Raw genomic sequence first — 23,713 nt, forward strand, 5'->3', positions numbered from 1 at the left:
ATGCGCATGGTGTGGACGATCGGCTATGAACAAACGACGATGGGCGCATTTCTGGCTGCGCTGACCGGGGCGGAGGTCGAAGTGGTGGCGGACGTGCGCGCGTTGCCGCTGTCGCGGCGGCCAGGCTTTTCGAAGTCTGCCCTGGCGGCCAATCTGGCCGAGGCCGGTATTGGCTATACCCATTTGCGCGCGCTGGGCACCCCGCCAGAGGGGCGCGCGGCGGCGCGGCGGCACGATCAGGCAACGCTCGAACGGGTCTATGCCGGGCAACTGGAACTGCCCGAGGCGATGGCCGCGATGGCGCAACTGGCCGATCTGGCCAACACCCGGCGCACCGCCTTGCTGTGTTTCGAGCGCGATGCCTGCGGGTGCCACAGGACGCTGCTGCGCGCGGCGGCGTTGCCCGATTTTACGGCGATAGACCTTGTGGGCGATGGTCAATGGAGTTGCGCAGTGGGGGTGTGTGAATGATCTGGAGAAATCGTTCTATCGGAGCAGTTCTCTTGTGCCGAGAGATGGACACGATGGCTCTGCGCGCTTGGAGGTTCGCTAAAGTGTTACGACAGTCTCAATTGACATGCCATTGGCCTCGGATATCCGGACATTTCCTACCGGATATTCTCTGTAGTTGGAAATCGAAATGAGTTCGTCGAAAATATCAAAATATATTACAGGCATTAAAGATTTTATATTTGCTGATACGTTTCGCGCTAGGTTGTTTGGACTTTTTTTACTGTCAATTGTGTTGATTTTCCATAATATTTCTTATAAATATAAAGTCGTAAATCATCATCCTCATATAAGGGCGGATAAATTTATTTGGCCTTTAGGTTGTGCAAAAGAAAATTATCAAGCCGGCGATAAAATTTCGAGTTTGTGCGGCGTGGATAAAGTACCTGATGATTTGATAAGAAGTTATGGGTTGTTATATCTACGAGAAATAAATTATTTTAGAGTTGGAAATGATCTGGTGGATTTTAATTGTTACGATGGGAATTGTTTCGTGGCGTATATTGAAAAAAATGTATATTATCAATAATTAATAATTTTATGAAAGGATTTGTGGTGAGTTGGCAAAATAACGGAAAATCCTGGTGGTCATTTTTTGTCCAAGATTGGCCAGCGGCCGTCGAAAGTAACTTTAACATCGATGAGCTCGCCACAAGATTTTCGTCTGCATTTTCCAGTATCGGTGCCGTCACGCAGATTATTCCTGGATTAGGCAGCTCTCTAAGTCAAATGCTAGGTTTCGCGGCCACAACCGCCGGAGCTGCGGCGCAATCAGCAGCGCAAGACGACACGACGCCCAACAACGCTAATATTATTGCGAGTTCTGCATTTGAAGCAGCGATCAATAAGGTGCTGGAAGGCGTATATGAGGCTGCGCAAGTTGCGATCAACGGCGCCGTAAGTGCAGTAAGCACAGCGTGGAACGCGGCTCAAGGGGCTGTCACGGCAGCTCAAAATGCGTTGAGTGCGGCGCAGGCAGCTCTTGAGACTGCAGAGGCGACCGCACAGAATGCAATATTCCCTAACGCGCCAGTTCCGCGTCGAGGAACGCGGCGACATCGGCCAGATCGACATCCTTGGCCAGAAAGGTCTGCCCGATACCGCGCAACAGCAGAAAGGGCAGGGTGCCTGCGTCCATCTTCTTGTCGTGGAGCATGTGATCGGCCAGGCGCTGGCCAGTGCAGCCCAGGTTCAGCGCGCCGAGCGATGATGGCAGGCCCACCGCGGCCAGGTGCGCGACAAGGCGCTGCGCATCCTGCCCGTGCATCAATCCCCGGCGCACCGAATAGCGCGCCGCCAGCATCATCCCCAGCGCGACGCCCTCGCCATGCAGCAGGCGGTCGGAAAAGCCGGTTTCGGCTTCCAGCGCATGGCCGAACGTGTGGCCGAGGTTGAGCAGCGCGCGCACCCCGGTCAGCTCCTTTTCGTCGGCGGCGACGATCCGCGCCTTGGCCGCCACGCTGCGCGCGATGGCGCTGACGCGGGCCTGCGGATCGCCCGCGATCAGTGCGGGGCCGTGGACTTCGCACCAGTCGAAGAAATCGGCATCGTCGATCAGGCCATATTTGATCACTTCGGCATAGCCCGCGCGCACTTCGCGCAGGGGCAGGGTATCGAGCGTGGCAGGGTCGGCCAGCACCAGCGCGGGCTGGTGGAACGCGCCCACCAGGTTCTTGCCCGCTGCGGTGTTGATCGCGGTCTTGCCTCCGACGCTCGAATCGACTTGCGCGAGCAAGGTCGTCGGCACCTGGATAAAGCCGCAGCCGCGCTTGACCATCGATGCGGCAAATCCGGTCAGATCGCCGATCACCCCGCCCCCCAGCGCCAGCACGCGGTCGCGCCGTTCGATATCGTGGGCAATCAGGAAATCGGCCACCTGGGCCAAAAACGCCCACGATTTGGTGGATTCGCCCGCAGGCAGCACCAGCCAGTGGCCGGTGATCCCGGCCGCACCCAGCGCCGCATCGACTCGCGGGCGCCACGCCGCCGCGACGTGGACATCGGTCACGATCGGCAGGCTGTCCTTGCGCACAAACGGCCGCACTTCCTTGCCCAGCCGATCGATCAGGCCTGGCGCGATGCGCACGTCATAGGGCGCCCCGGCAATATCTACGCGGATCTGTTCGGACGGGGTTACAGCCATGCGTCGATTGCCTTCAGGATCATGTGTGCGGTCACACCGTGGGGTTGGTGCGCGCTGATTACGCGGATCGGCGCATGGGCATAGAGCGGCGCGCGTTCGGCGTGCAGCCGCGCCAGGATCTCGCGCGGATTGCCGCCCCGCAACAAGGGGCGATTGTCCTTGCGGCCGACCCGTTCGACCAGCGTGTCGAGATCGCTGTCGATCCACACCGCGATCGCGCGGTCGAGAATCAATTGCCGCGTGGCGGGATCGACAAACGCCCCGCCACCGGTTGCCAGCACTTGGTGCGTTTCGCTGTTGCCGACCAGCCGCGCGATCACCCGGCGTTCGCCATCACGAAAATAAGGTTCGCCGTATTGGGCAAAGATGTCGGGGATGGTCATATGCGCGGCGCGTTCGATTTCCTCGTCCGCATCGACAAACGACAGGCCGAGCAGCCCGGCCAGCTTGCGCCCGACCGTGGTCTTGCCGACCCCCATCATGCCCACCAGCACCACCGAACGGTCGAGCCGTCCGGCGATCCGCTGGATCTGCGTGTGCGAGAGGGTGTCGTGCTCCATTGCCGGGTCGCCTATACTTGCGCTAGGGCAGATGCAAGCAGGGCAGCGCACGCGCAACGCCACAGCGATGTGGCACCCCGTTTGGCACGGCGAGCGAACGAAAAGGCGACTGGTGAAGATCGGGATTGCATTGGCCGCCGGACTGGTGATCGTTCTGGCATTGGCGATCATGGTGGTGGCATGGGTCAGGGGCGGCGTGCAGCCGGCGCAGATGGTGGAAATTCCGGTTCAGATCGCCACCCCGCAGGCGGGCGGCGCATGATGCGGCCCCGGTTTCGCCTGATCGTGATCGGCCTGGCGCTGTCTGCCGGGCTGACCGGTGCACTGGCTGCACAGGAATCGCTGTTGCCGCCCGGATTTGACGAGCGCCCCGCGCCGCGCCCACGTGCAACGCCCAGTCCGCGCCCGACCGCACACCCGACCAGTGCCCCGGCAGCGCACGCCACGGCGCCTGTGCCGCACGCCTCTGCGGCGCCCGCCCATCCTGCGCTGGCCGTGCCCACCCGCGCGACCCTGCCCGAAGATACGGCGGTTACCGCCGGCACGCCTGCACCGGCGGCAGCGCCTGAGGTCGATCCGATCGATGCCATCGATCCGGCGGTGATCGACCTGCTGGTGCAGAAATCGGCGCCCAAATTCGACATTCCGCTGTCCGCGCGGCGCAGCCTCGATCGGGTCGGCGTTCTGGCCGAAATGGATGGCGGTTTCCCTGCGGTTTCCACGCATTATCTCAGCGGCGATTATGTCGCGGCGCTGCTGGGCAAGATGCAGGGCCCGCTGGTGTCGCGTTGGGGCCATATCCTGATGCGGCGGGTGCTGGCCAGTCGGCTGGATACCCCGGTCGGGATGAACGGCGCGGATTGGGCGGCGCTGCGGGCGGCACTGCTGCTGCGCATGGACGAGGCCGATGCGGCGCGCGCGCTGGTGCAGGAAGTCGACAGCGGTTTCTATACCCGCCAGCTCGAAGACGCGGCGATGGACAGCTATCTGGCGACGGCCGATCCGGCAGGCTTGTGCCCGATCGATGCGCTGACAGCGGCGGACCGTGTGGAATGGAACTGGGATCTGTCGCGATCGATCTGCCTCGCCTTCAACGGCAGCGAAGGATCACCCGCACTGGCGCAACTCGACCACGATCTGAAGGCCGGGCAGATCAACAAGCTCGACGTGCTGCTGGCGCAGAAATTTGCAGGGTCCGCCAACACCACGCATCGCGCGGTGCAGATTGAATGGGGCGATGTCGACAGCCTGACGCCGTGGCGCACCGGGCTGGCCTTTGCCAGCGGCATCGAACCGCCCGAAAGCCTGCGGCGCAAAGACTGGGGCAATTATGCGCTGCTGGCGACCCGCGCGCCGATGCTCGGGCTGGCCTCGCGCGCGACGGCGGCAGACCAGAGCGCGGCGATGGGCGTGCTGTCGAGTGCAGCGATGGTCGATCTCTATGCCGAGATTGCGACATTGCAGGAACCCGACGCGACCTGGGGCCCGCTCGCCACGCAATTGCACAATGCCTATGTCGCGGCGAGCGCCGCCGACCGGCTGAGCGCGATCAAGGCGTTGTGGGGCGATAGCAGCGATCCGGTGCGCCAGGTTTCGCGCCAGGTGTTGACAGCCTATGCCGCCGCTCGGATCGAACCTTCGGCTGCGCTTGATAGCGATGCGGCGGCCTTGCTGACCTCGATGCTCAGCGCCGGGCTCGATCGCAATGCGGTGCGTTGGGCGCCCTATGTCGCGGTCGGCAGCCAGGCCTGGGGCATTCTGGCGGTGGCGTCACCGGCCAAACTGGCGCCGGTTGGCGGGGATGCGCTGGCTGCGTTCAAATCGTCCGACACCAGCGACGGGACCTTGCGCTCTGGCCTGCTGCTCGCCGGGCTGATGGGGCTGGGCCGCATCGATCCGCAAACCGGGCAAGGCTTCGCAGGCAAGCTGGGGATCGATCTGGCCCGCCGCAGCCGGTGGAGCGATGCTATCGATGCCGCCGCCGCGTCGAACAATCCGGCACTGGTGGCGATGCTGGCGGGCTATGGCATGCAAGGATCGGGCTGGCATCGCATGACGCCGATGCACCTCTATCACATCATCGGCGCGCTGCGGCAGGTCGGGCTCGATGCCGAGGCCCGGATGATCGCGGCCGAGGCCGTGGCGCGGACCTGAGCGGCGCGGTGGCTGGCGCGGCCCGGCCCGGACTGGTCAGCGATCCGGCGATTGCCGCATTTCTGGCAATGCTGTCGGCCGAACGCGGCGCAGCGGCCAACACGCTGAGCGCCTATGCCCGCGATCTGACCGGAGCAGCGGCGCTGATCGGCGATCTTACCCTGGCCGATCGCACCGCATTGGCGCGGCTGGGCGAGGCCTGGGCCGGGCTTGCACCATCGAGCCTGGCGCGCAAGGCCTCGGCGTTGCGCCAGTTCTATGGCTTTCTGGTTGCCGACGGGCGGCGCGCCGACGATCCCGGCGATGCGCTGCCGCGCCTGCGCCCGCGCCGACCGTTGCCGCGCCTGTTGGGACACCAGGACCTGGCGGCGTTGTTTGCGCTGGCGGAAAATGATGCTGCAACGGGTGATCCGGCGGCGATCCGCCTGCTCGCGCTGATCGAATTGCTCTATGGATCGGGCTTGCGCGCGACGGAGCTGGTGTCGCTGGCCATGGCGGCCGTGCCGCGCGATGCCCCGTTTCTGACCATCACCGGCAAAGGCGGGCAACAGCGCATGGTGCCGGTGGGCGAACGCGCGGGTGCGGCGCTGCGGCAGTGGTTGCGCGTGCGGCCGGCCGGGGGGCGGCATGTGTTTCCCAGCCCGCGTGGCGGGCATCTGTCGCGGGTGCGGCTGTTTCAACTGCTGCGCGATCTGGCCTTGCGCGCAGGGCTCGATCCCGAAAAGGTTAGTCCGCACGTGCTGCGCCATGCCTTTGCGACGCATCTGCTCGAAGGCGGGGCCGATCTGCGCGTGTTGCAGACGCTGTTGGGGCATGCCGATATCGCCACCACCCAGATCTATACCCATGTTGACGGGGCAAGGCTGGTGGCATTGGTCAATCAGCGTCATCCGCTCGCCAGCAACAGTTCCCATTGACCAAATCCGCGCGCTTGCCTAGCGCGGACGGCATGATTTCCTATCTCGAATTCGAAAAGCCGATCGCCGCACTCGATGCGCGCATCGCCGAATTGCGCGACACGGCAGAGGCCGCGGACTTTGCCGGTGATCTCGATATCGGCTCCGAAGTGCGCAAGCTGGAGGCCAAGTCGGCCGAACTGCTGGCGCAGACCTACCGTTCGCTCAGCCCGTGGCAAAAGACGCAAGTCGCCCGCCATCCGTCGCGGCCGCATTTTCGCGATTATGTCGCGCGCGCCTTTGCCGACTTTGTGCCGCTGGGCGGCGATCGCTGCTTTGGTGAAGACCAGGCGATTGTCGGCGGGCTGGCGCGGCTCGGCGACCGGCGCGTGATGCTGATCGGCCATGAAAAGGGCAACGATACGCAAAGCCGCATCCGCCACAATTTCGGCATGGGCAAACCCGAAGGGTATCGCAAGGCGGTGCGCCTGATGGAAATGGCCAGCCGGTTTGGCCTGCCGGTGGTTACGCTGGTCGATACATCGGGTGCGTTTCCGGGGGTCGAGGCCGAAGAGCGCGGCCAGGCCGAGGCGATCGCGCGGTCGACCGAGGCCTGCCTCGCGCTGGGTGTGCCAATGGTCGCGACGATCGTGGGCGAGGGCGGTTCGGGCGGCGCGGTGGCGCTGGCCAGCGCCGAACGCGTGCTGATGCTGGAACATGCAGTCTATTCGGTGATTTCGCCCGAAGGGTGTGCCTCGATCCTGTGGCGCACCTCTGAAAAGGCTGCCGATGCGGCCGAGGCGATGAAAGTGACCGCGCAGGACTTGCTGCAACTGGGCGTGATCGACCGCATCATTGCCGAACCGATCGGTGGCGCGCACCGCAATCCCGGCACGATGGCGATTGCACTGGGTCAGGCGATTGGCGAAGAGCTGGATGCGCTGGCGGGGCAGTCACCGCAGGCGTTGCGGACGATGCGCGAAGAACGGTTCCTGCGGATCGGCGCCTGATCCGCGACGGGTTACAGCGATCCGTCCGACGCGTTGCTCATATCGTTGGCCACCGCGACAAACGTGTTCGACAGGGCATCGGCCGATCGCGGTCAGCGCCGCGACCGACACCGGCGCCGCGAGCAGGCCATATTCGACGGCGGTGGCCGCCTGGCGGTCGGCCATCAATGCACGCAGCAGCTTCATTGCCGTCTCCCTTGTCGGGGCCGATCATGGCTCCGACGTTCCCGAACCACACGCTGTTACGCCCATAGCCCCTAAATTAGTCTTAGTGTTTCGGTGTTTGGCGATGCGCTAGTGACTGCCCTGGGCATCGCTCGTAAAGGTGTTGACGATCAGATAGGTGTTGACCAGCTGGTTCGAAAAATCGCTTAGGCCAAACACGACAGCGGCAGCGATCAGGCCGATGATCATGCCATATTCGATCGCGGTTGCCCCCGTGCGGTCGTGCAGCAGCCTTTGGCAGTACTTTTGCACCCGCGATTTCCCATTATAACAGCCCGAGATTAGACTAGGGCAACGCGCCTAACAAAACGTTAGGCTTCGCATTCCGGACATACCCGCACATGCCACAAACCCCTATTGACCGTGTCGATGCCCCGGCACTGCTCGTCGTCGCGGCGGCGCTGGTTGATCGCGCAGGCCGCGTGCTGATGCAGCAACGCCCGCTGTCGCGCCAGCATGGCGGGCTGTGGGAATTCCCCGGCGGCAAGCTGGAGCCCGGTGAGGGCCCGGCCACTGCGCTGGTGCGCGAACTGATCGAGGAATTGGCTATTGTCGTGGACCCACAGGCACTTGTCCCGCTGGGCTTCGCGGCGAGCGAGGGGCATGCAGGGGCCAGGCCGGTGGTTTTGCTGCTCTATGGTTGCCGCACATGGCAAGGACAGCCGGTCAGCCAGGAAGGGGCACGGTGCCAGTGGTACGATCCCGGAGACCTTGCCGGCGTGCCGATGCCGCCCCTCGACGTGCCTCTGGCGCAACTGCTGCACAGTTTTGCACAAGTCTAGCAATCAGGTTCGAAAACCTCTTGCCAAGCTCTGCACGCGCCCCTAAGTGCGCGTCTCCCCGGCGCCCGTAGCTCAGCTGGATAGAGCATCAGACTACGAATCTGAGGGTCGGACGTTCGAATCGTTCCGGGCGCACCATTACCCCGCACCAAGATTGGTGCCGGGTAATATGCGGGGGATCCGACCTTGATGGTCGGGGCAATGGCCATGCGCCCGTAGCTCAGCTGGATAGAGCATCAGACTACGAATCTGAGGGTCGGACGTTCGAATCGTTCCGGGCGCACCATTGCCATGCCGGCGCAGGAGATCGCGCTGTGCTGCATTGCGGCTTTGCCTGCCGAAAATGCGCTGAGCCTCAGCTTATCGCCAATTCGATTATGACGTTTGGTTAGTTTGGTTAAATCAGGGAATAGCTATCCATTGGCCCCGCAGGGCATGCGTTGCACGTTGCGCGCGCCCGATGCTTCGCCTTATAGAGCAGGGCAGTGGTCCGATGCCCGCGACAATCGCGCGCACGACCAGAGGCTGCCAGAAGAAAGGGACTCCCCACCTTGGCCAAACCCGCCCGGCCGCGTGCACCCAGAGCCGCGAAACCCGCCACGTCTACCCCTGCCACGCCCGCGATCATCGAAACCGATACGATCGCCGGCGAAGAAGAGGCGGTGTTTGCGCTGCGCAGCCTGCAACAGGCCCATGCCAACAACCGCCGCTATGACGCCAGCGATGCCGAACTGCTGCATTTCTATGAGCAGATGGTGCTGATCCGCCGGTTCGAGGAACGCGCGGGGCAGCTTTACGGGCTCGGGTTGATTGGCGGGTTCTGCCATCTTTACATCGGTCAGGAAGCGGTTGCAGTCGGTGTGCAGTCGGCCCTGAACGCCGGGCACGACAGCGTGATCACCGGCTATCGCGACCATGGCCACATGCTGGCCTATGGCATCGATCCGCGCGTGATCATGGCCGAACTGACCGGGCGCCAGGCGGGCATCTCGCACGGCAAGGGCGGGTCGATGCACATGTTCTCGACCGAGCACAAATTCTTTGGCGGGCACGGCATCGTCGGCGCGCAAGTGCCGCTGGGCGCCGGCTTGGCGTTCGGGCACAAGTATCGCGACGATGGCGGCGTGTGCGTCGCCTATTTCGGTGATGGCGCGGCCAACCAGGGCCAGGTCTACGAGACGTTCAACATGGCCGCGCTGTGGAAGCTGCCGATCGTGTTTGTGGTCGAAAACAACGGTTATGCCATGGGCACCGCGGTCAAGCGCGGGTCGGCCGAAACGCATTTCTATCGGCGCGGCACGGGGTTCCGCATCCCCGGCATGGATGTCAACGGGATGGACGTGCTCGAAGTGCGCCAGGCCACCGAAGTGGCGCTCGATTTCGTCCGCGCGGGCAATGGCCCGGTGCTGATGGAACTGAACACCTATCGCTATCGCGGCCATTCGATGTCTGACCCGGCCAAATACCGCAGCCGTGAAGAAGTGCAGGAAATGCGCGAAAAGCACGATCCGATCGAAGCGGCCAAGCTGGAACTGCTGAAACGCGGTGTCAGCGAAGATGCGCTGAAGGATATCGACAAGAAGATCCGGCAGACCGTGGCCGAAGCTGCCGACTTTGCCGAAAATTCGCCCGAGCCGGCCCATGCCGAGCTTTACACCGATGTGCTGGTGGGAACTTACTGAGATGGCGATCGATCTGAAAATGCCCGCGCTTTCCCCGACCATGGAGGAAGGCACCCTGGCCAAGTGGCTGGTCAAGCCCGGCGACGAAGTGAAATCCGGCGACATTCTGGCCGAGATTGAAACAGACAAGGCGACGATGGAATTCGAAGCCGTCGACGAAGGCGTGATTGGTGCGCTGCTGGTTGCCGAAGGAACCGAAGGGGTTAAAGTCGGCACGATCATCGCCACCCTGCAAGGCGAGGGCGAAGACGCCGCCCCCGCGCCGCAGCCGGTTGCCGCTCCGGCTCCCGCGCCTGTCGCTGCCACGCCGGTTGCTGCACCGGTGGCAACGGTGCGCCCGACCGAGCCCGAAGTGCCCGCCGGAACCGCGCTGGTTGCCACCACGGTGCGCGAAGCCTTGCGCGACGCCATGGCCGAAGAAATGCGCGCTGACGATCGCGTGTTCGTGATGGGCGAAGAAGTCGCCGAATACCAGGGCGCCTACAAAGTGACCCAGGGCCTGCTCGAAGAATTCGGACCGCGCCGCGTGATCGACACGCCGATCACCGAATATGGCTTTGCCGGGATCGGCACGGGCGCGGCGATGGGCGGTCTGCGCCCGGTGGTCGAATTCATGACGTTCAACTTTGCCATGCAGGCGATCGACCACATCATCAACTCGGCGGCCAAGACGAACTATATGTCGGGCGGCCAGATGCGGTGTCCGATCGTGTTTCGCGGTCCTAACGGCGCCGCCGCGCGCGTGGGGGCACAGCACAGCCAGAACTATGGCCCGTGGTATGCCGCGGTCCCCGGTCTGGTGGTGATCGCGCCTTATGATGCCGCCGACGCCAAGGGCCTGCTCAAGGCGGCGATCCGCAGCGACGATCCGGTGGTGTTCCTGGAAAACGAACTGGTCTACGGGCGCAGCTTCGACGTGCCGCAAGTCGATGATTTCGTGCTGCCGATCGGCAAGGCGCGGATCGTACGTCCCGGCAAGGACGTGACCATCGTGACTTATTCGATCGGGGTCGGCCTGGCGCTCGAAGCCGCCGCGACGCTGGCCGCCGAAGGGATCGATGCCGAAGTGATCGATCTGCGCACGCTGCGTCCGCTCGACAAGGCAACCGTGCTGGAAAGCCTGTCGCGCACCAATCGCATGGTTGTGGCCGAGGAAGGTTTTCCGGTCTGTTCGATCGCGTCGGAAATCATCGCCATCGCGATGGAAGAAGGCTTCGACTATCTCGACGCTCCTGTGCTGCGCGTGTGCGACGAAGACGTGCCGCTGCCTTACGCGGCCAATCTGGAAAAGCTGGCGCTGATCGACGCAGAGCGGATCGCCGCGGCGGTGCGCAAGGTGTGCTATCGCTGATCCGGTTGCGCAGGAATGGCTGTCGCCGCCCGAGCGGTTGGCGATAGCCTATGCCCCGGCCCGGCTGCGCCCCGCGTGGACCGGGCTGCTGGCGCTAGACCATCGCCTGGCCGATGCGGCGCGAGCGGGGCGCGATGCCATCATGATCCAGTTGCGACTGGCGTGGTGGCGCGATCGCCTGGCCGAACCTGCCGCCAAATGGCCGCGCGGAGAACCGCTGCTGGCCACGCTTGGCGTGTGGGACAGCGAGCGTCCGGCGTTGACCGCGTTGGTCGACGGGTGGGAAGCGCAAGTGGTGGGCGAAGATGGCGGCGTTGCGCTCGATCGTGCGCGCGCGGGTGCGATCATGGCGCTGGCGCGGATGGCAGGTCTGGGCGATAGCCCGGCGGTGATCGCCGCCGCCACCGATTGGGCGGAAGGCCGCGCGGTCCAGACCACGCTGCCGCGCGCGCTGCGCCCGCTGGTGCTGCTGCAACACTTTGAAAACGGAACGGATCAGCCGCCCTGGCGGGTCATGCTCGGGGCCATTCGCAAGGGCTGGTTCGGCGCCTGAGCGCGGGCTGGTCACGCCAAATCGGCATGATCTCCGCCTCGTCAGGCCGGTACTGCGAGCCTACCCTCGCGGGCGATGAACAGGGTGATCCTTGGCGCGCTTGGTGCACTGCTGCTCGTGGCGGCGGGGGTGTTCTGGTGGCAGGGGCGCGCCGCCACCGACAATGCGCCGCCGGTGCCGCAACTGCAACCGGCCGCGCCACAAGCCAGCGACAGCGCGGCCGACGATCTGCCCGAAACCGACGCGGGCGATGCGATCGGCGCCGACTTGCCCGAAGTGCCCGAGGAAACGAAGGAGCAGAAACGGTTTGACCGGCTCGATCGCAATCGCGACGGCAAGATCAGTCTGCCCGAAATGCTGGCCCCGCGCGCACGCGAATTCCGCAAGCTGGATGTGGATGGCAACAATCTGCTGACGTTCGACGAATGGGCGGTGCGCACGATCAACAAGTTCAAGGCCGCCGACAAAGACGGCAAGGGTTATCTGACGCGCGCAGATTTCGCGACCACCCGCGCCAAGCCCAAGGCGCCCAAATGTCAGTGCAAATAGCGCGCTACCCCAGCCACGCCGTCAGGTCGGCCTTGCCGCGCGAGGTATAGGCCTCTTTGCGCTGCTTTTTCTTCACATCGGGGCCGAGTGGCGGAAACAGGCCGAAATTGACGTTCATCGGCTGATAGGTTTCGACTTCGGCATCGCCCGTGACATGCGCCAGCAGTGCACCCAGCGCGGTCGTGCGCGGGGGCGGGGCCCAGTCCTGGCCAGCCAGTTCGGCGGCTGTCATCAGCCCTGCCAGCAGGCCGATCGCCGCGCTTTCGACATAGCCTTCGCACCCGGTGATCTGTCCGGCAAAGCGCAGGCGTGGATCGCGCAGCAGTCGCAACTGATGGTCGAGCACGCGCGGCGACTGGATGAAGGTGTTGCGATGCAGTCCGCCGAGCCGGGCAAATTCTGCGCGTTCGAGTCCCGGAATGGTACGGAACAGGCGGACTTGTTCGGCATGCTTCAGCTTGGTCTGAAACCCGACAATGTTCCACAATGTGCCCAGCTTGTTGTCCTGGCGCAATTGCACCACGGCATGGGGCCAGCGCCCGGTGCGCGGATTGTCGAGCCCGACCGGCTTCATCGGGCCAAACCGCAAGGTATCCAGCCCGCGCGCCGCCATCACCTCGATCGGCATGCAGCCCTCGAAATAGGGGGTGTTGGCTTCCCATTCGCGAAATTCGGTCTTTTCGCCGTCGAGCAGGCCCTGGTGAAACGCGCGGTATTGTTCTTCGGTCATCGGGCAGTTGATGTAGTCGGCCTCGCCCTTGTCCCAGCGCGAGGCTTTCCAGCACACGTCCATATCGATGCTGTCGTGATGCACGATCGGCGCAATCGCGTCGAAAAAGGCCAGCGCGTCGGCGCCGGTGGCTGCACCGATCGCCCCCGCCAGCGCGGGCGCGGTCAGCGGCCCGGTGGCAATGATGACATGGCCTTCGGGCGGGATCGCGTCGATGCGTTCGCGCACCACGGTCAAATTGGGCAGGCTGGCCAGCATTGCCTCGACAGTGGCGGAAAACACGTCGCGATCGACCGCCAGCGCCGATCCGGCAGGCACTTGCGCCTGTGCGGCGGCGGCCATTATCACGCTGTCGCAGCGGCGCATGTCATGATGCAGCAAACCCACCGCGTTGGCGGTATCGTCATCCGACCGGAATGAATTTGAACAGACCAGTTCGGCAAGGCCGATGCCCTGATGTGCGGGCGTGGTGTCGCCGCTGCCGCGCATTTCGGACAGACGCACGCGAATGCCGCGCCGCGCCAGTTGCCATGCTGCCTCGGTGCCGGCCATTCCGCCGCCGATAATGTGTACCTGATGTTGCATAGTTAAGGCCTTGGCACCGGGGGAACGAATCGGCAAGATGGGCCGGGGCTTTGGGGGGCAGGACGATGGGTGCACGCAAATATCGGTGGCTGGTCGTCAGTCTGGCATTCGGGATCGGGTTCTGGCTGCTGGGTTGGCTGATCCCCGATGGGCCGTGGCATATGGCGGTGAAGGGCTGTGCGGTCGCTGCGTTGGCGGTGTTCGCGTTCGAACGCGCCAACAGCGTCAGCCGGCCGATAGCAATGGTGATGGTGTTCGGCGCGCTCGGCGATGTGCTGATCGAGATCGACCTGGAGATCGGGGCGCTGGCATTCCTGTGCGGGCACTGTTTTGCCTGCTGGTTCTATGTCACCAACCGTCGCCGCCTGCGCTGGGTCGATGCGCCGGTCGGGGCCGCGTTGCTGATCGGCATTCCGGCGTTGACCGCGCTGTTGCTTCCCGAACGGACCGGGGTGCTGGCCTATGCCTGCGGGCTGGCGGCGATGACTGTGGGCGCGTGGATCAGCCGGTTTCGCCGCGACCGCGTGGCAGCCGGCGCCGTGCTGTTCGCGGTGTCGGACTTGCTGTTGTTTGCGCATCTCGGGCCCTTGGCAGGCAGCGTCGTTCCCGGATTGCTGGTCTGGCCGCTGTATTATTTCGGCCAGGTGCTGATCGTCGATGGCGTGGTCAACCGCCCTCAGTTGATGATCACCGCGTCGCGGGCATCGCGTGTCAGCGGACGGGTGGCGATCGCCACCGAAAGTGGCAGGGCGCCATAGACATGGGGAAACAGCGCACCGCCGCGTGACGGTTCCCACCGCACCAGATCGCCCAGCGCAACCAGATCGACCGCGACCACAAACAGGTCGCTTTGCCCGGCGAAGTGCTTGTTGGCGGTTTCGGTCACCTGATCGGCCGTCGACAAGTGGATATAGCCGTCGGTCAGATCGACCGGCGCGCCGGTGAACACCCCGGCAGCCTGCCATTGCGCCCACTGCGGCGCAGTCAGGATCTTGTAGGCGACCCGATCGCGCCCGGCCGCGTCGGCGTGGTCCGGCGCGCTCATTCGCCCGCGGTGTCCACGCCATCATCGCTGGCGGTGGCTTCGGTGGTTTCCTCTTCCTCGGGTTCGTCGAGACGCGCGGCGCTGACCACGTGTTCGCTGTCGGACACGTTGAACAGCCGCACCCCGGCGCTGCCGCGCCCGATCACGCGCAAGGTGGTCAGTGGCAGGCGGATAAGCTTGGCCTGATCGGTCACCAGCATCAACTGGTCGGCCTGCACGGCGGGGAAGCTGGCAACCACCGGACCGTTGCGTTCGATATTGTCGATATTGGTGATGCCCTGGCCACCGCGCCCGGTGCGGCGATATTCATAGGCCGACGACAATTTGCCATAGCCATTGGCACAGACCGTCAGGATGAACTGTTCGCCCTCGGCCAATTCGGCAAACCGTGCCGGATCGATGCCAGGTTCGCCCTCGCGTTCGGCTTTCCACGGGGCAAAGCGCAGATATTCGTCGCGTTCGTCCTGATCGCGCAAGCTGGTGCGGTGCAGGATCGACAGCGAAATCACTTCGTCGCCATCCTTCAGCAGCATGCCGCGCACCCCGGTCGAGGTGCGGCTCTGGAATTCGCGCACATCGTCGGCGGCAAAACGGATCGCCTTGCCCTGACGACTGGCCAGCAGCACATCGTCGCCTTCGGACAACAACGCGACACCGATCAGGCGATCTTCATCGCCTTCTTCGAACCGCATCGCATATTTGCCGTTCGACGGGATATTGGCAAAGGCGTCCATCGCGTTGCGCCGCACATTGCCCAGCGCCGTGGCGAACATCACGTCCAGCTTGCCCCATTCGGCCTCGTCCTCGGGCAGAGCGAGCACGGCGGCGATGGTTTCGCCCTGGTCGAGCGCGGGCAACAGGTTGACCACCGGGCGGCCGCGCGTGGCGGCGCCGCCTTCTGGCAGACGCCACACTTTCAGACGATAGACTTTGCCCGCGGTGGAGAAGAACAGCACGGGGGTATGCGTGCTGGCGACGAACATCGTGCCGACTGCGTCTTCATCCTTGGTGGCCATGCCCGAGCGGCCCTTGCCGCCCCGGTTCTGCGCGCGGAACGTCGAAAGCGGGGTGCGCTTGATATAGCCGTCGAGCGTGATCGTCACGACCATGTCTTCGCGCTCGATCAGGTCTTCGTCTTCGATGCCATCGGCAGGCGCGGTGATTTCCGACAGGCGTGGCGTGGCAAATTGCGTGCGCACCGCCATCAGTTCGTCGCGCATCACGCCATACAGCTTTTCGCGGTCAGCCAGGATCGACAGGTATTCGGCAATTGCCTTGGCCAGCGTTTCCAGCTCGCCGCCGATTTCATCGCGGCCCAGCGCGGTAAGCCGGTGCAGGCGCAGATCGAGTATCGCGCGCACCTGGGTTTCCGACAACCGATAGGTCAGCGTGTCTTCCAGTTCGTCGTCCTCGATCGCCTCGACCAGCTTGATGTAAGAGGCGATTTCCTGGATCGGCCATTCGCGCGTCAGCAAGGCCTCGCGCGCGATGCCGGGATTGGCCGAACCGCGGATGATCCGCACCACTTCGTCCAGATTGGTAACCGCGATCACCAGCCCGAGCAGGATGTGGGCGCGATCGCGCGCCTTCATCAGTTCGAACTTGGTGCGCCGCGTGATCACTTCCTCGCGGAAGCGCACGAAGCATTCGATGATATCCTTCAGGCTGAGCGTTTCGGGCCGACCGCCGCGAATGGCCAGCATGTTGGCGGGGAAATTCGACTGCGCCGGGGTGTTGCGCCACAACTGGTTGAGCACGACTTCGGGCGTGGCGTCGCGCTTGAGGTCGATCACCACGCGCACGCCTTCGCGGTTGGATTCATCGCGGATGTCGGCAACGCCTTCGATCCGCTTGTCCTTGGCCGCTTCGGCGATCTTTTCGACCAGGTTGGATTTGCCAACCTGATAGGGGATCGATGTCAGCACGATCGAGCGGCGCCCGCGCGCATCCTCGATGGCGTGGCGGGCCCGCATGATGATTGACCCGCGCCCTTCGGTATAGGCCTTGCGTGCGCCGGCCGTGCCCAGGATCAGCGGTGCGGTGGGGAAATCGGGGCCCGGAATGATGCGGATCAGCTCGTCGATGCTGATCAGCGGGTTGTCCATATAGGCGAAACAGCCGTCGATCACTTCGCCCAGATTGTGCGGCGGGATGTTGGTGGCCATGCCCACCGCAATCCCGCCCGCGCCGTTGACCAGCAGATTGGGAAAGCGTGCGGGCAGCACTTGCGGCTCGTTTTCCGCGCCGTCATAGTTGGGCTGGAAATCGACCGTGTCTTTTTCGATATCACCCAGCAGCGCATCGGCGACTTTGGCCAGACGCGCCTCGGTATAGCGCATCGAGGCTGGCGGATCGGGGTCCATCGAGCCGAAATTGCCCTGGCCGTCGATCAGCGGCAGCCGCATCGACCAATCCTGCGTCATGCGCGCCAGCGCGTCATAGATCGCGGAATCGCCGTGCGGATGGTATTTGCCCATGCAATCGCCGACGATGCGCGCCGATTTGCGATAGGGCTTGCCCGCGGTGAAACCGTTTTCGTGGCTGGTCCACAAGATGCGCCGGTGCACCGGCTTCAGCCCGTCGCGCACATCGGGCAGCGCGCGGCTGACGATCACGCTCATCGCGTAATCGAGATAGCTGGACTTCATTTCATCGACGATGTCGATCCGTTGAAATTCCGGAACCCCCGTGGGGTTGGTGGGATCGATCGGCGTGTTGTCGTCGCTCACGGTATCGGCGCTTTCGCTACTGGAATGTCCGGGGCGCTCGCGCGTCTTTACGGGCCCAAAGGCGCGCGTCCCGGTCTGATCAAGCCTTTGGCCCTAGACCCTCGATCCGGGGAAGACCAGTCGGAGTGGCCGCATTCGGCCCGGTTTTTCCACATTTCGCTGCCCATTGCGGTGAAACGGCGCGCAATTGCGGTTCGGCGCGCCGGGGCCAATTGGAAGACGTTGCAAACGGGCCCAAATCGCGCCACACGAGCGACAGAACAAACACGGGGGCGAGGGGTGACGAGGGCGATTGTCCTTTGCATCGCGCGTCCCGGGTCCGAACAGGAGATTTAGGACAATGCGGGTCAGTTTTGCTTCATTCGGCCGGTCCACCGTCGCCGCCGTCGCGCTTGCCATCGGGGCATCGCTGGTCGCCGTGTCGCCGGTCATGGCCAAGGATGCGCCGCCGCCAAAGGTGACCAATTCGCCCGAATTCAGCAAAGTCGCAGGGCCCTTTCAAAAGACCCTGATGGATCTCGACGCGCAAAAGGCCAAGCTGGCGCCCGACGACCTCAAGGCGAAGGCCAGCGCGCTGCTGCCGCAGCTTGCTACGATGGAAGCCTCGGTGAAAACCCCGCTCGATCGCATCATCTATGGCCAGTGGCTCTATGCCGTGGGCAACATGGCGGGTGATCAGGCTGTGACGACCAAGGGTATGCAGAACATGCTCGACAGCGGCCAGTTGCCGCCCGACAAAGTCCTCCTGGTCAGCTCAATCCTGGGCCAGACCGCCTATGCCAGCAAGGATTGGGCGGGCGCGATCAAGATTCTGGGCCCGCTGGTCACCAACACCGCGGTGCAGGATGTCGTGCCGGAAATGGTTGCCGAAGCCTATGCCTCGACCGGTCAGGCCAAGCAGGGCCTCGATTCGCTCAAATCCGCGATCGCCGCGCGCAAGGCGGCCAATGTCGCCATTCCCGACGATTGGTACAACCGTGGCAAGCTGATCGCCTATAACGCGAAGCTGCCGGCCGAATCGGTCGAATGGGGCCTGTTGCTGGTTCAGGCCAGCCCGACCCCGCTCAACTGGCTGAGCGCGACCGAGCTGGTGCTGTTCAACCAGACCAACTTCACCAGCCAGGAAGAACTCGACGTCTATCGCCTGATGGAAGCGACCGGTTCGCTCAAGCTCGAACCCAAATATACCGACCGCAAGTTTGTCGCCTATGTCCAGTTGATCGATCCCCGCCGCTATCCCGGCGAAGCGGTGCGGATTGCCGAGCAGGGCATCGCCACCGGCGCGCTCAAGGCCGAAGACACTTTCGTCAAGGATGCGCTGGCACAGGCCCGTCCGCGCGTTGCCGCCGACAAGGCCTCGCTGCCCGGTCTGGCCAAGGATGCCGCTGCGGCGCCGACGGGCAAAGTGGCGCTGGCTGCCGCTGACACCTTCCTGTCGTATGGCGATGCGGCGAAGGCCGACGAACTTTACACGCTGGCGCTGAGCAAGGGCGGCATCGATGCCGACAAGGACCGTGCGCTGACCCGTCTCGGGATGGCCCAGGTCGAAGAAGGCAAATATGCCGATGCCAAGGCGACGCTGGCCAAAGTTGGCGGAGTGCGCGTGCCGATTGCCCAGTTGTGGACGGTCTATGCCGACCAGAAAGCCGCCGGCAAGTAAGCCATTTGCCTCCCCGCAGCGCGGGGAGGCAAATCTCTGATCAGACGACCGGTGCGAACGCGCCGGTCGTTTCGTCCATCACGTGCAGCACGCCGTCGCTGATCGCGAAAAACGCCCCGGTCAGCCGCAACGATCCGCGTTCTTCCTTTTGCGCCACGCAGGGGAATGTGCGCAGATTGGCCAGACTGGTGCGCACCCCGGCGTGTTCCATCGCGCGCTCTGCCTCGCGCCCGGTGGTGCCATATTGCGCGACAACCGGCCCGCGCGCCTCATCAAGCAACGCGATCCAGTTGGCGATAAACCCGCCATGGCCCGGCTCGCTGCCCTGCAGATTTTGCGACAGCGCGGCCTGACAGCCGCCGCACATGCCATGGCCCAGCACGACAATTTCGCGGACCTTGAGCACTTGTACCGCAAATTCCAGCGCGGCCGACACACCGTGCAACCCCGGTGCGGTTTCGAACGGCGGGACCATCGCGGCGACATTGCGGACCACGAACATTTCACCCGGATCGGTGTCGAAGATCTGCGCCGGATCGACCCGGCTGTCGGAACAGGCGATGATCATCACTTTGGGATGCTGACCTTCACCCAGTTCGCGCCAGCGTTCGAGCTTTGGCGTCCAGCCCTGTTCACGAAAACGGCGATAGCCCGCGATCAGATGATCGAGTTCGGGGGATGGCGAATCTGGCATGGAATATTCTCCCTCATCCACTTCGCGGTTCCCATGACGCCAAGCGCCTGCGGGTGCAAGTGTCCCGAGAGGGGTGGAATTTCTCGCGCCAAACGCCTATCTGGCTTGCCATGAGCGAACTTTCCACCGCGCCCGCCCTGTCTGTCGAACCGTCTTCAGCGGAGGCCGGGGCCGCGCCCGCCCGCCAGCGCAAACCGGACTGGATTCGCGTCAAGGCGCCGACCAGCAAGGGCTATGGCGAAACGCGGCAACTGATGCGCGACCTGAAGCTCAACACCGTGTGTGAAGAGGCCGCGTGCCCCAATATCGGCGAATGCTGGACCAAGAAGCACGCCACGGTGATGATCCTGGGCGATGTGTGCACGCGCGCCTGTGCGTTCTGCAACGTCAAAACCGGCATGCCGCGCGCGGTCGATGCCACCGAACCGGGCCATGTTGCCGAGGCGGCGGCCAAGCTGGGGCTGGAGCATATCGTGATCACTTCGGTCGATCGCGACGATCTGCCCGATGGCGGGGCGGGGCAGTTCGTCAAGGTGATCCGCGCCCTGCGCGAAATGACGCCCAACACCACGATCGAAATTCTCACCCCCGATTTCCGGGGCAAGATGGCGGCCGCGGTCGAAGCGATCGTTGCCGCCGGGCCCGATGTCTATAACCACAATCTGGAAACCGTGCCCCGGCTCTATCCGACCATCCGGCCCGGCGCGCGCTATTACGCGTCCTTGCGCCTGCTGGAGGAAGTCAAGCGCCAGGACCCGCGCGTGTTCACCAAATCGGGCATCATGCTCGGGCTGGGCGAGGCGCGGCTCGAAGTGCACCAGGTGATGGACGACATGCGTTCGGCGGGGATCGACTTCCTGACCATGGGGCAATATCTGCAGCCCACGCCCAAGCACACCAAAGTGATCGAATTCGTCAATCCCAAGGCGTTTTCCGCCTATGGCGCGATCGCGCGGGCCAAAGGCTTTCTGCAAGTCGCGGCCAGCCCGCTGACTCGGTCAAGCTATCACGCGGGCGACGATTTTGCGCAGATGCGTGCCGCGCGCGAGGCGCAACTGGCCAAAGCGGCGCGCTGAGATGGCGCATATCGCCGAAACGCGCCTGTTGCCGTGGTCGCCCGAACAGATGTTCGATCTGGTGGCGGACGTGAAGCGCTATGGCGAATTCCTGCCCTGGGTGGTCGGCACGCGCATCCGGTCAGACGATGGCGAACAGATGGTCGCCGACATGCTGGTGGGGTTCAGCGCCTTGCGCGAAAAGTTCACCAGCAAAGTGCACAAGCACCGCCCGGGCGCGATCACCGTGGAATACCTCGACGGGCCGATGAAAAGCCTGTCGAACGTGTGGCATTTCTCGCCCGGCGAAGACGGCGGGTGCCGCATCGATTTTGTGTGCGACTTCAGCTTTCGCAATGCCTTGTTCGAAAAGCTGGCCGGGCAATACCTCGACCGCGCCTTTCGCAAGATGGTCGGCGCGTTCGAAACGCGCGCTGCCAAGCTTTACGGTGCGGAAGGGTCTGGCGCCGGCAACAGCAGTTCGAGCGCGACCAGCGCGGCCTGACGCCGCACTTCAGCGCGGCTGAGGGCGCCGGTAAACAGCTTCATTTCCGCCTCGGCATCTTCCATGTCCTGCCCGCGCCGGGCCACTGCAAAGATCACGGTGCCCACCGGTTTCTGTGCCGATCCACCATCGGGTCCGGCAATCCCGGTAATCGCCACCGCGACATCGGCGGACGAATGCGCCAGCGCGCCTTGCGCCATCGACCAGGCCACTGCCACCGATACCGCGCCGAACGTATCGATCAGATCTTCGGGTACGCCCAGCATCTCGATCTTGGCGGCGTTCGAATATGTTACAAAGCCGCGATCGACCACCGCCGAACTGCCGGCGATTTCGGTCAGTGCGGCGGCGACCAGGCCGCCGGTGCAGCTTTCGGCCACGGCCACGGTGCGGCCGATCGCCGCGTTGGCGGCGATGACACGCGCGGCCAAGCCGACCAGATCGGCGGGAAGCAGGCTATCCATGGCAACGCGATCCTTCAATGGTCTGCTGGCGGCGGGGCAACGGGGTGTACCGGGCACAACGGCAATGTCAGACGGTGACCGGTCTGGCCGGTTTCGGCATGATGGTGTTCCAGCCGTTCGACCACAAGCGTGATCAGCCCGGCGGCATTTTCCGGCGGCAAGGGCGCGATCATGCGCAAGGCGAATTCGATATCCCGGCAATCACCCGGATGCACCGCTTGTATCACGAACTGGCTGACAAAGCCCGAGGCAAAACCCTGCAGCGCCCCATCAGGCAACATCGACGCAAATTTGCCCAGCCCCCCGGCGCCCTTGCCGCCGAACGCCCCGACGCCGACTTTCAGCACCGCAGCTTTGGCCAGCGGCCAGGCCGCAGCCTGGCCCATGCGATAACGTGCGGCCATGTCCGCGCCCTGGCTCGCCAGATATCCGTCGGGCGCCAGCACCGGGCGGCAGGCCTGCGCGGCCGAATCGATCACCGTGGGCAGGGCATAAGCGAACACCGCGTCGAGATCCGACGGTGTCAGGCACGCATCCTGCGCGGCGCGCGCGCCGGTTGCCGATGTCAGCGCGATCAGTGCCAGTGTCGCCGCCAGACTTTTGCGGGTGACGATCATGCAACCTCCTGCGCACGCATGACGGTGGCGACGGCTTGCGCGGCAATGCCTTCACCCCGACCGGTCAGCCCCAGTCGCTCGGTGGTGGTTGCCTTGACGCTGACCAGATCGAGCGGAACGTCCATGATCGCGGCCAGCCGTTCGCGCATCGTCAGTTTGTGCGGGCCGATGCGCGGGGCTTCACAGATGATCGTCACATCGACATTGGCCAGGGCATGGCCCGATGCGCGCACCAGTGCCATCGCATGGGCAAGAAACCGGTCGGAGGCGGCGCCTTTCCACTGCGGGTCACTGGGCGGAAAATGATCCCCGATATCGCCCGCCGCAATCGCGCCGAGCAAGGCATCGACGAGCGCGTGGATCGCGACATCGGCGTCGCTGTGCCCGGCCAACCCCTGCGGATGGTCGATCTTCACGCCGCACAGCCACAGCTCTTCGCCATCGGCAAGGCGATGCACATCGAATCCCGTTCCGGTGCGGCAGATCATAGCTTCATCCTTGAAATCGCTGGCGAACGTCACTTTGCGCAGCCGCTCGTCGCCCGAAACGAGCGCGATGGCAAGCCCCGCCGCTTCGGCCACAGAGGCATCGTCGGTGGCTTCGTGCGCCTGGGCCCAGGCGTGGTGGGCGGCCAGAATGGGGGCAAAGCGGAACGCCTGCGGGGTCTGCACGCGATAGAGCCCGTCGCGTGCCACGGCGGCCACGCGCAGGCCCTCGGCACCGCGCACCACGCTGTCGACCACCGGCAGCACGGGGATCGCGCCGGGCACCGTATCGAGCGCATGGACCAGCGCGGCAATCACCGCGAGCGGCAGGTCGGGTCGCGCGGCATCGTGGATCAGCACGCGATCGATTCCGCCCTGCGCGGCCAGATGATCGAGCGCGGCACAGACTGACCCCTGCCGAGTCACGCCGCCCGGCACCAGCACCAGCGGACCAAGGCCCGCCAGCGCCGTTTCAGCCTCGGCCCGGCAATCGGCGGGGATGGCCACCACCACTGGCGCCGCACCGGCGGCGATCAGGCGTTCGACACTGTGGCGCACCAGCGGCAGGCCGCGCCACGGGGCAAACTGTTTGGGCACGGTGCCGCCCGCGCGCAGCCCTTTTCCGGCGGCAACGACAACAGCGGCAAACGGGGCCGGCGGTACAGGTGCGGGATCAATCATCAGGCATGGCCCTTACAAACTTGCCCGCGTCCCGACAATTGGCTAACC

Annotated in this window: 26 protein-coding genes and 2 tRNA genes; 17 read left to right on the top strand and 11 right to left on the bottom strand. The window is 64.2% G+C overall.

Annotated elements, in window-relative coordinates:
* Entirely contained in the window at positions 1-471 is a 471-nt protein-coding gene (locus AQZ49_RS01225) for a DUF488 domain-containing protein (RefSeq protein ID WP_067611641.1), read from the top strand.
* 169 nt (positions 472-640) lie between these two features.
* Entirely contained in the window at positions 641-1,039 is a 399-nt protein-coding gene (locus AQZ49_RS22035; protein ID WP_156428062.1) for a hypothetical protein, read from the top strand.
* A 492-nt stretch (positions 1,040-1,531) separates the two neighbouring features.
* Here AQZ49_RS22035 and aroB read toward each other — a convergent pair whose 3' ends face one another.
* Positions 1,532-2,653, bottom strand: a complete 1,122-nt coding sequence (gene aroB / locus AQZ49_RS01230; protein WP_067611644.1) for a 3-dehydroquinate synthase — start codon at positions 2,651-2,653, stop codon at positions 1,532-1,534.
* Complete coding sequence (locus AQZ49_RS01235; protein ID WP_067611648.1) at positions 2,644-3,213, bottom strand: shikimate kinase; 570 nt, start codon at positions 3,211-3,213, stop codon at positions 2,644-2,646. The genes aroB and AQZ49_RS01235 overlap by 10 nt, the downstream gene beginning before the upstream one ends.
* A gap of 112 nt (positions 3,214-3,325) precedes the next feature.
* Between AQZ49_RS01235 and AQZ49_RS22040 the strand changes: the two genes are divergently transcribed.
* From AQZ49_RS22040 to AQZ49_RS01250, 4 genes are read left to right on the top strand one after another with little or no spacing between them, the layout of a single operon-like run.
* Positions 3,326-3,475 carry a hypothetical protein gene (locus tag AQZ49_RS22040; RefSeq protein WP_156428063.1) on the top strand — a complete coding sequence of 50 codons (150 nt, stop codon included), beginning with the start codon at positions 3,326-3,328 and terminating at the stop codon, positions 3,473-3,475.
* Positions 3,472-5,367, top strand: a complete 1,896-nt coding sequence (locus AQZ49_RS01240) for a hypothetical protein (RefSeq protein ID WP_231738573.1) — start codon at positions 3,472-3,474, stop codon at positions 5,365-5,367. Before AQZ49_RS22040 ends, AQZ49_RS01240 begins: the two co-directional genes overlap by 4 nt.
* Before the next feature lie 8 nt (positions 5,368-5,375).
* Positions 5,376-6,284: a tyrosine recombinase gene (locus AQZ49_RS01245; protein ID WP_255355389.1), complete on the top strand. Its 909-nt coding sequence runs from the start codon at positions 5,376-5,378 to the stop codon at positions 6,282-6,284.
* Between the two features lie 32 nt (positions 6,285-6,316).
* Positions 6,317-7,273 carry an acetyl-CoA carboxylase carboxyltransferase subunit alpha gene (locus AQZ49_RS01250; protein WP_067611651.1) on the top strand — a complete coding sequence of 319 codons (957 nt, stop codon included), beginning with the start codon at positions 6,317-6,319 and terminating at the stop codon, positions 7,271-7,273.
* Here the strand turns inward: AQZ49_RS01250 and AQZ49_RS01255 are convergent.
* On the bottom strand, positions 7,217-7,459 hold the full coding sequence (locus AQZ49_RS01255; RefSeq protein ID WP_231738575.1) for a Flp family type IVb pilin: 243 nt from the start codon (positions 7,457-7,459) through the stop codon (positions 7,217-7,219). The genes AQZ49_RS01250 and AQZ49_RS01255 overlap by 57 nt on opposite strands.
* Positions 7,460-7,567: 108 nt before the next feature.
* The gene (locus AQZ49_RS01260) at positions 7,568-7,750 is read right to left on the bottom strand and encodes a Flp family type IVb pilin (RefSeq protein ID WP_067611654.1); all 183 of its coding nucleotides are present in this window, start codon (positions 7,748-7,750) and stop codon (positions 7,568-7,570) included.
* Positions 7,751-7,839: 89 nt separating this feature from the next.
* Here AQZ49_RS01260 and AQZ49_RS01265 point away from each other — a divergent pair, with 89 nt between their 5' ends.
* From AQZ49_RS01265 to AQZ49_RS01295, 7 genes are all read left to right on the top strand, one after another.
* The gene (locus AQZ49_RS01265) at positions 7,840-8,280 is read left to right on the top strand and encodes a (deoxy)nucleoside triphosphate pyrophosphohydrolase (RefSeq protein ID WP_067611657.1); all 441 of its coding nucleotides are present in this window, start codon (positions 7,840-7,842) and stop codon (positions 8,278-8,280) included.
* A 61-nt stretch (positions 8,281-8,341) separates the two neighbouring features.
* Positions 8,342-8,418, top strand: a tRNA-Arg gene (locus tag AQZ49_RS01270).
* Between the two features lie 71 nt (positions 8,419-8,489).
* Positions 8,490-8,566, top strand: a tRNA-Arg gene (locus tag AQZ49_RS01275).
* Positions 8,567-8,831: 265 nt separating this feature from the next.
* Positions 8,832-9,962 (top strand): pyruvate dehydrogenase (acetyl-transferring) E1 component subunit alpha, encoded by a 1,131-nt coding sequence (gene pdhA, locus AQZ49_RS01280; RefSeq protein WP_067611660.1) that lies wholly within the window; start codon positions 8,832-8,834, stop codon positions 9,960-9,962.
* A 1-nt stretch (position 9,963) separates the two neighbouring features.
* The gene (locus AQZ49_RS01285; RefSeq protein ID WP_067611663.1) at positions 9,964-11,313 is read left to right on the top strand and encodes a pyruvate dehydrogenase complex E1 component subunit beta; all 1,350 of its coding nucleotides are present in this window, start codon (positions 9,964-9,966) and stop codon (positions 11,311-11,313) included.
* Between the two features lie 37 nt (positions 11,314-11,350).
* On the top strand, positions 11,351-11,866 hold the full coding sequence (locus tag AQZ49_RS01290; protein WP_231738578.1) for a hypothetical protein: 516 nt from the start codon (positions 11,351-11,353) through the stop codon (positions 11,864-11,866).
* 75 nt (positions 11,867-11,941) lie between these two features.
* Positions 11,942-12,415 (top strand): EF-hand domain-containing protein, encoded by a 474-nt coding sequence (locus AQZ49_RS01295; RefSeq protein ID WP_067611666.1) that lies wholly within the window; start codon positions 11,942-11,944, stop codon positions 12,413-12,415.
* Positions 12,416-12,419: 4 nt separating this feature from the next.
* Here the strand turns inward: AQZ49_RS01295 and trmFO are convergent, their stop codons facing one another.
* Positions 12,420-13,730: a methylenetetrahydrofolate--tRNA-(uracil(54)-C(5))-methyltransferase (FADH(2)-oxidizing) TrmFO gene (gene trmFO, locus AQZ49_RS01300; RefSeq protein ID WP_067611669.1), complete on the bottom strand. Its 1,311-nt coding sequence runs from the start codon at positions 13,728-13,730 to the stop codon at positions 12,420-12,422.
* A 65-nt stretch (positions 13,731-13,795) separates the two neighbouring features.
* Here trmFO and AQZ49_RS01305 point away from each other — a divergent pair, with 65 nt between their 5' ends.
* Positions 13,796-14,488 carry a lysoplasmalogenase family protein gene (locus tag AQZ49_RS01305; RefSeq protein WP_231738580.1) on the top strand — a complete coding sequence of 231 codons (693 nt, stop codon included), beginning with the start codon at positions 13,796-13,798 and terminating at the stop codon, positions 14,486-14,488.
* Here the strand turns inward: AQZ49_RS01305 and AQZ49_RS01310 are convergent.
* Both AQZ49_RS01310 and gyrA read right to left on the bottom strand, forming a co-directional pair.
* The gene (locus AQZ49_RS01310) at positions 14,407-14,775 is read right to left on the bottom strand and encodes a DUF952 domain-containing protein (protein ID WP_067611672.1); all 369 of its coding nucleotides are present in this window, start codon (positions 14,773-14,775) and stop codon (positions 14,407-14,409) included. The genes AQZ49_RS01305 and AQZ49_RS01310 overlap by 82 nt on opposite strands.
* Entirely contained in the window at positions 14,772-17,504 is a 2,733-nt protein-coding gene (gene gyrA, locus AQZ49_RS01315) for a DNA gyrase subunit A (RefSeq protein WP_067611675.1), read from the bottom strand. The genes AQZ49_RS01310 and gyrA overlap by 4 nt, the downstream gene beginning before the upstream one ends.
* A 340-nt stretch (positions 17,505-17,844) precedes the next feature.
* Between gyrA and AQZ49_RS01320 the strand changes: the two genes are divergently transcribed.
* Positions 17,845-19,164, top strand: coding sequence for a hypothetical protein (locus tag AQZ49_RS01320; RefSeq protein WP_067611678.1), 1,320 nt, complete (start codon positions 17,845-17,847; stop codon positions 19,162-19,164).
* A 40-nt stretch (positions 19,165-19,204) separates the two neighbouring features.
* Here the strand turns inward: AQZ49_RS01320 and AQZ49_RS01325 are convergent, their stop codons facing one another.
* Positions 19,205-19,858 carry a carbonic anhydrase gene (locus AQZ49_RS01325; protein ID WP_067611681.1) on the bottom strand — a complete coding sequence of 218 codons (654 nt, stop codon included), beginning with the start codon at positions 19,856-19,858 and terminating at the stop codon, positions 19,205-19,207.
* Between the two features lie 110 nt (positions 19,859-19,968).
* On the opposite strand from AQZ49_RS01325, the gene lipA reads away from it, so the two are divergent.
* Positions 19,969-20,934, top strand: a complete 966-nt coding sequence (gene lipA / locus AQZ49_RS01330; protein WP_067611684.1) for a lipoyl synthase — start codon at positions 19,969-19,971, stop codon at positions 20,932-20,934.
* A gap of 1 nt (position 20,935) precedes the next feature.
* A complete protein-coding gene (locus AQZ49_RS01335; RefSeq protein WP_067611687.1) occupies positions 20,936-21,418 on the top strand; it encodes a type II toxin-antitoxin system RatA family toxin in 483 nt (160 codons plus the stop codon).
* Here the strand turns inward: AQZ49_RS01335 and AQZ49_RS01340 are convergent.
* From AQZ49_RS01340 to AQZ49_RS01350, 3 genes are read right to left on the bottom strand one after another with little or no spacing between them, the layout of a single operon-like run.
* Positions 21,358-21,882 (bottom strand): CinA family protein, encoded by a 525-nt coding sequence (locus tag AQZ49_RS01340; protein ID WP_067611690.1) that lies wholly within the window; start codon positions 21,880-21,882, stop codon positions 21,358-21,360. The genes AQZ49_RS01335 and AQZ49_RS01340 overlap by 61 nt on opposite strands.
* 14 nt (positions 21,883-21,896) lie before the next feature.
* Entirely contained in the window at positions 21,897-22,499 is a 603-nt protein-coding gene (locus AQZ49_RS01345) for a hypothetical protein (protein WP_067611694.1), read from the bottom strand.
* Positions 22,496-23,665, bottom strand: a complete 1,170-nt coding sequence (locus AQZ49_RS01350; RefSeq protein ID WP_067611697.1) for a bifunctional 2-C-methyl-D-erythritol 4-phosphate cytidylyltransferase/2-C-methyl-D-erythritol 2,4-cyclodiphosphate synthase — start codon at positions 23,663-23,665, stop codon at positions 22,496-22,498. The genes AQZ49_RS01345 and AQZ49_RS01350 overlap by 4 nt, the downstream gene beginning before the upstream one ends.
* Positions 23,666-23,713: the final 48 nt, after the last annotated feature.

The organism is Novosphingobium sp. FSW06-99 (genome assembly GCF_001519065.1).
In the GTDB taxonomy this organism is placed as follows: domain Bacteria; phylum Pseudomonadota; class Alphaproteobacteria; order Sphingomonadales; family Sphingomonadaceae; genus Novosphingobium.

Bases quoted from the DNA above. Each gene is read 5' to 3' on its own strand.
- AQZ49_RS01225 (WP_067611641.1), top strand. From the start codon at position 1: ATGCGCATGGTGTGGACGATCGGCTATGAACAAACGACGATGGGCGCA.
- AQZ49_RS22035 (WP_156428062.1), top strand. From the start codon at position 641: ATGAGTTCGTCGAAAATATCAAAATATATTACAGGCATTAAAGATTTT.
- aroB (WP_067611644.1), bottom strand. From the start codon at position 2,653: ATGGCTGTAACCCCGTCCGAACAGATCCGCGTAGATATTGCCGGGGCG.
- AQZ49_RS01235 (WP_067611648.1), bottom strand. From the start codon at position 3,213: ATGGAGCACGACACCCTCTCGCACACGCAGATCCAGCGGATCGCCGGA.
- AQZ49_RS01240 (WP_231738573.1), top strand. From the start codon at position 3,472: ATGATGCGGCCCCGGTTTCGCCTGATCGTGATCGGCCTGGCGCTGTCT.
- AQZ49_RS01250 (WP_067611651.1), top strand. From the start codon at position 6,317: ATGATTTCCTATCTCGAATTCGAAAAGCCGATCGCCGCACTCGATGCG.
- AQZ49_RS01255 (WP_231738575.1), bottom strand. From the start codon at position 7,459: ATGAAGCTGCTGCGTGCATTGATGGCCGACCGCCAGGCGGCCACCGCC.
- AQZ49_RS01265 (WP_067611657.1), top strand. From the start codon at position 7,840: ATGCCACAAACCCCTATTGACCGTGTCGATGCCCCGGCACTGCTCGTC.
- AQZ49_RS01285 (WP_067611663.1), top strand. From the start codon at position 9,964: ATGGCGATCGATCTGAAAATGCCCGCGCTTTCCCCGACCATGGAGGAA.
- AQZ49_RS01295 (WP_067611666.1), top strand. From the start codon at position 11,942: ATGAACAGGGTGATCCTTGGCGCGCTTGGTGCACTGCTGCTCGTGGCG.
- trmFO (WP_067611669.1), bottom strand. From the start codon at position 13,730: ATGCAACATCAGGTACACATTATCGGCGGCGGAATGGCCGGCACCGAG.
- AQZ49_RS01305 (WP_231738580.1), top strand. From the start codon at position 13,796: ATGGGTGCACGCAAATATCGGTGGCTGGTCGTCAGTCTGGCATTCGGG.
- AQZ49_RS01310 (WP_067611672.1), bottom strand. From the start codon at position 14,775: ATGAGCGCGCCGGACCACGCCGACGCGGCCGGGCGCGATCGGGTCGCC.
- AQZ49_RS01320 (WP_067611678.1), top strand. From the start codon at position 17,845: ATGCGGGTCAGTTTTGCTTCATTCGGCCGGTCCACCGTCGCCGCCGTC.
- AQZ49_RS01325 (WP_067611681.1), bottom strand. From the start codon at position 19,858: ATGCCAGATTCGCCATCCCCCGAACTCGATCATCTGATCGCGGGCTAT.
- lipA (WP_067611684.1), top strand. From the start codon at position 19,969: ATGAGCGAACTTTCCACCGCGCCCGCCCTGTCTGTCGAACCGTCTTCA.
- AQZ49_RS01335 (WP_067611687.1), top strand. From the start codon at position 20,936: ATGGCGCATATCGCCGAAACGCGCCTGTTGCCGTGGTCGCCCGAACAG.
- AQZ49_RS01340 (WP_067611690.1), bottom strand. From the start codon at position 21,882: ATGGATAGCCTGCTTCCCGCCGATCTGGTCGGCTTGGCCGCGCGTGTC.
- AQZ49_RS01345 (WP_067611694.1), bottom strand. From the start codon at position 22,499: ATGATCGTCACCCGCAAAAGTCTGGCGGCGACACTGGCACTGATCGCG.
- AQZ49_RS01350 (WP_067611697.1), bottom strand. From the start codon at position 23,665: ATGATTGATCCCGCACCTGTACCGCCGGCCCCGTTTGCCGCTGTTGTC.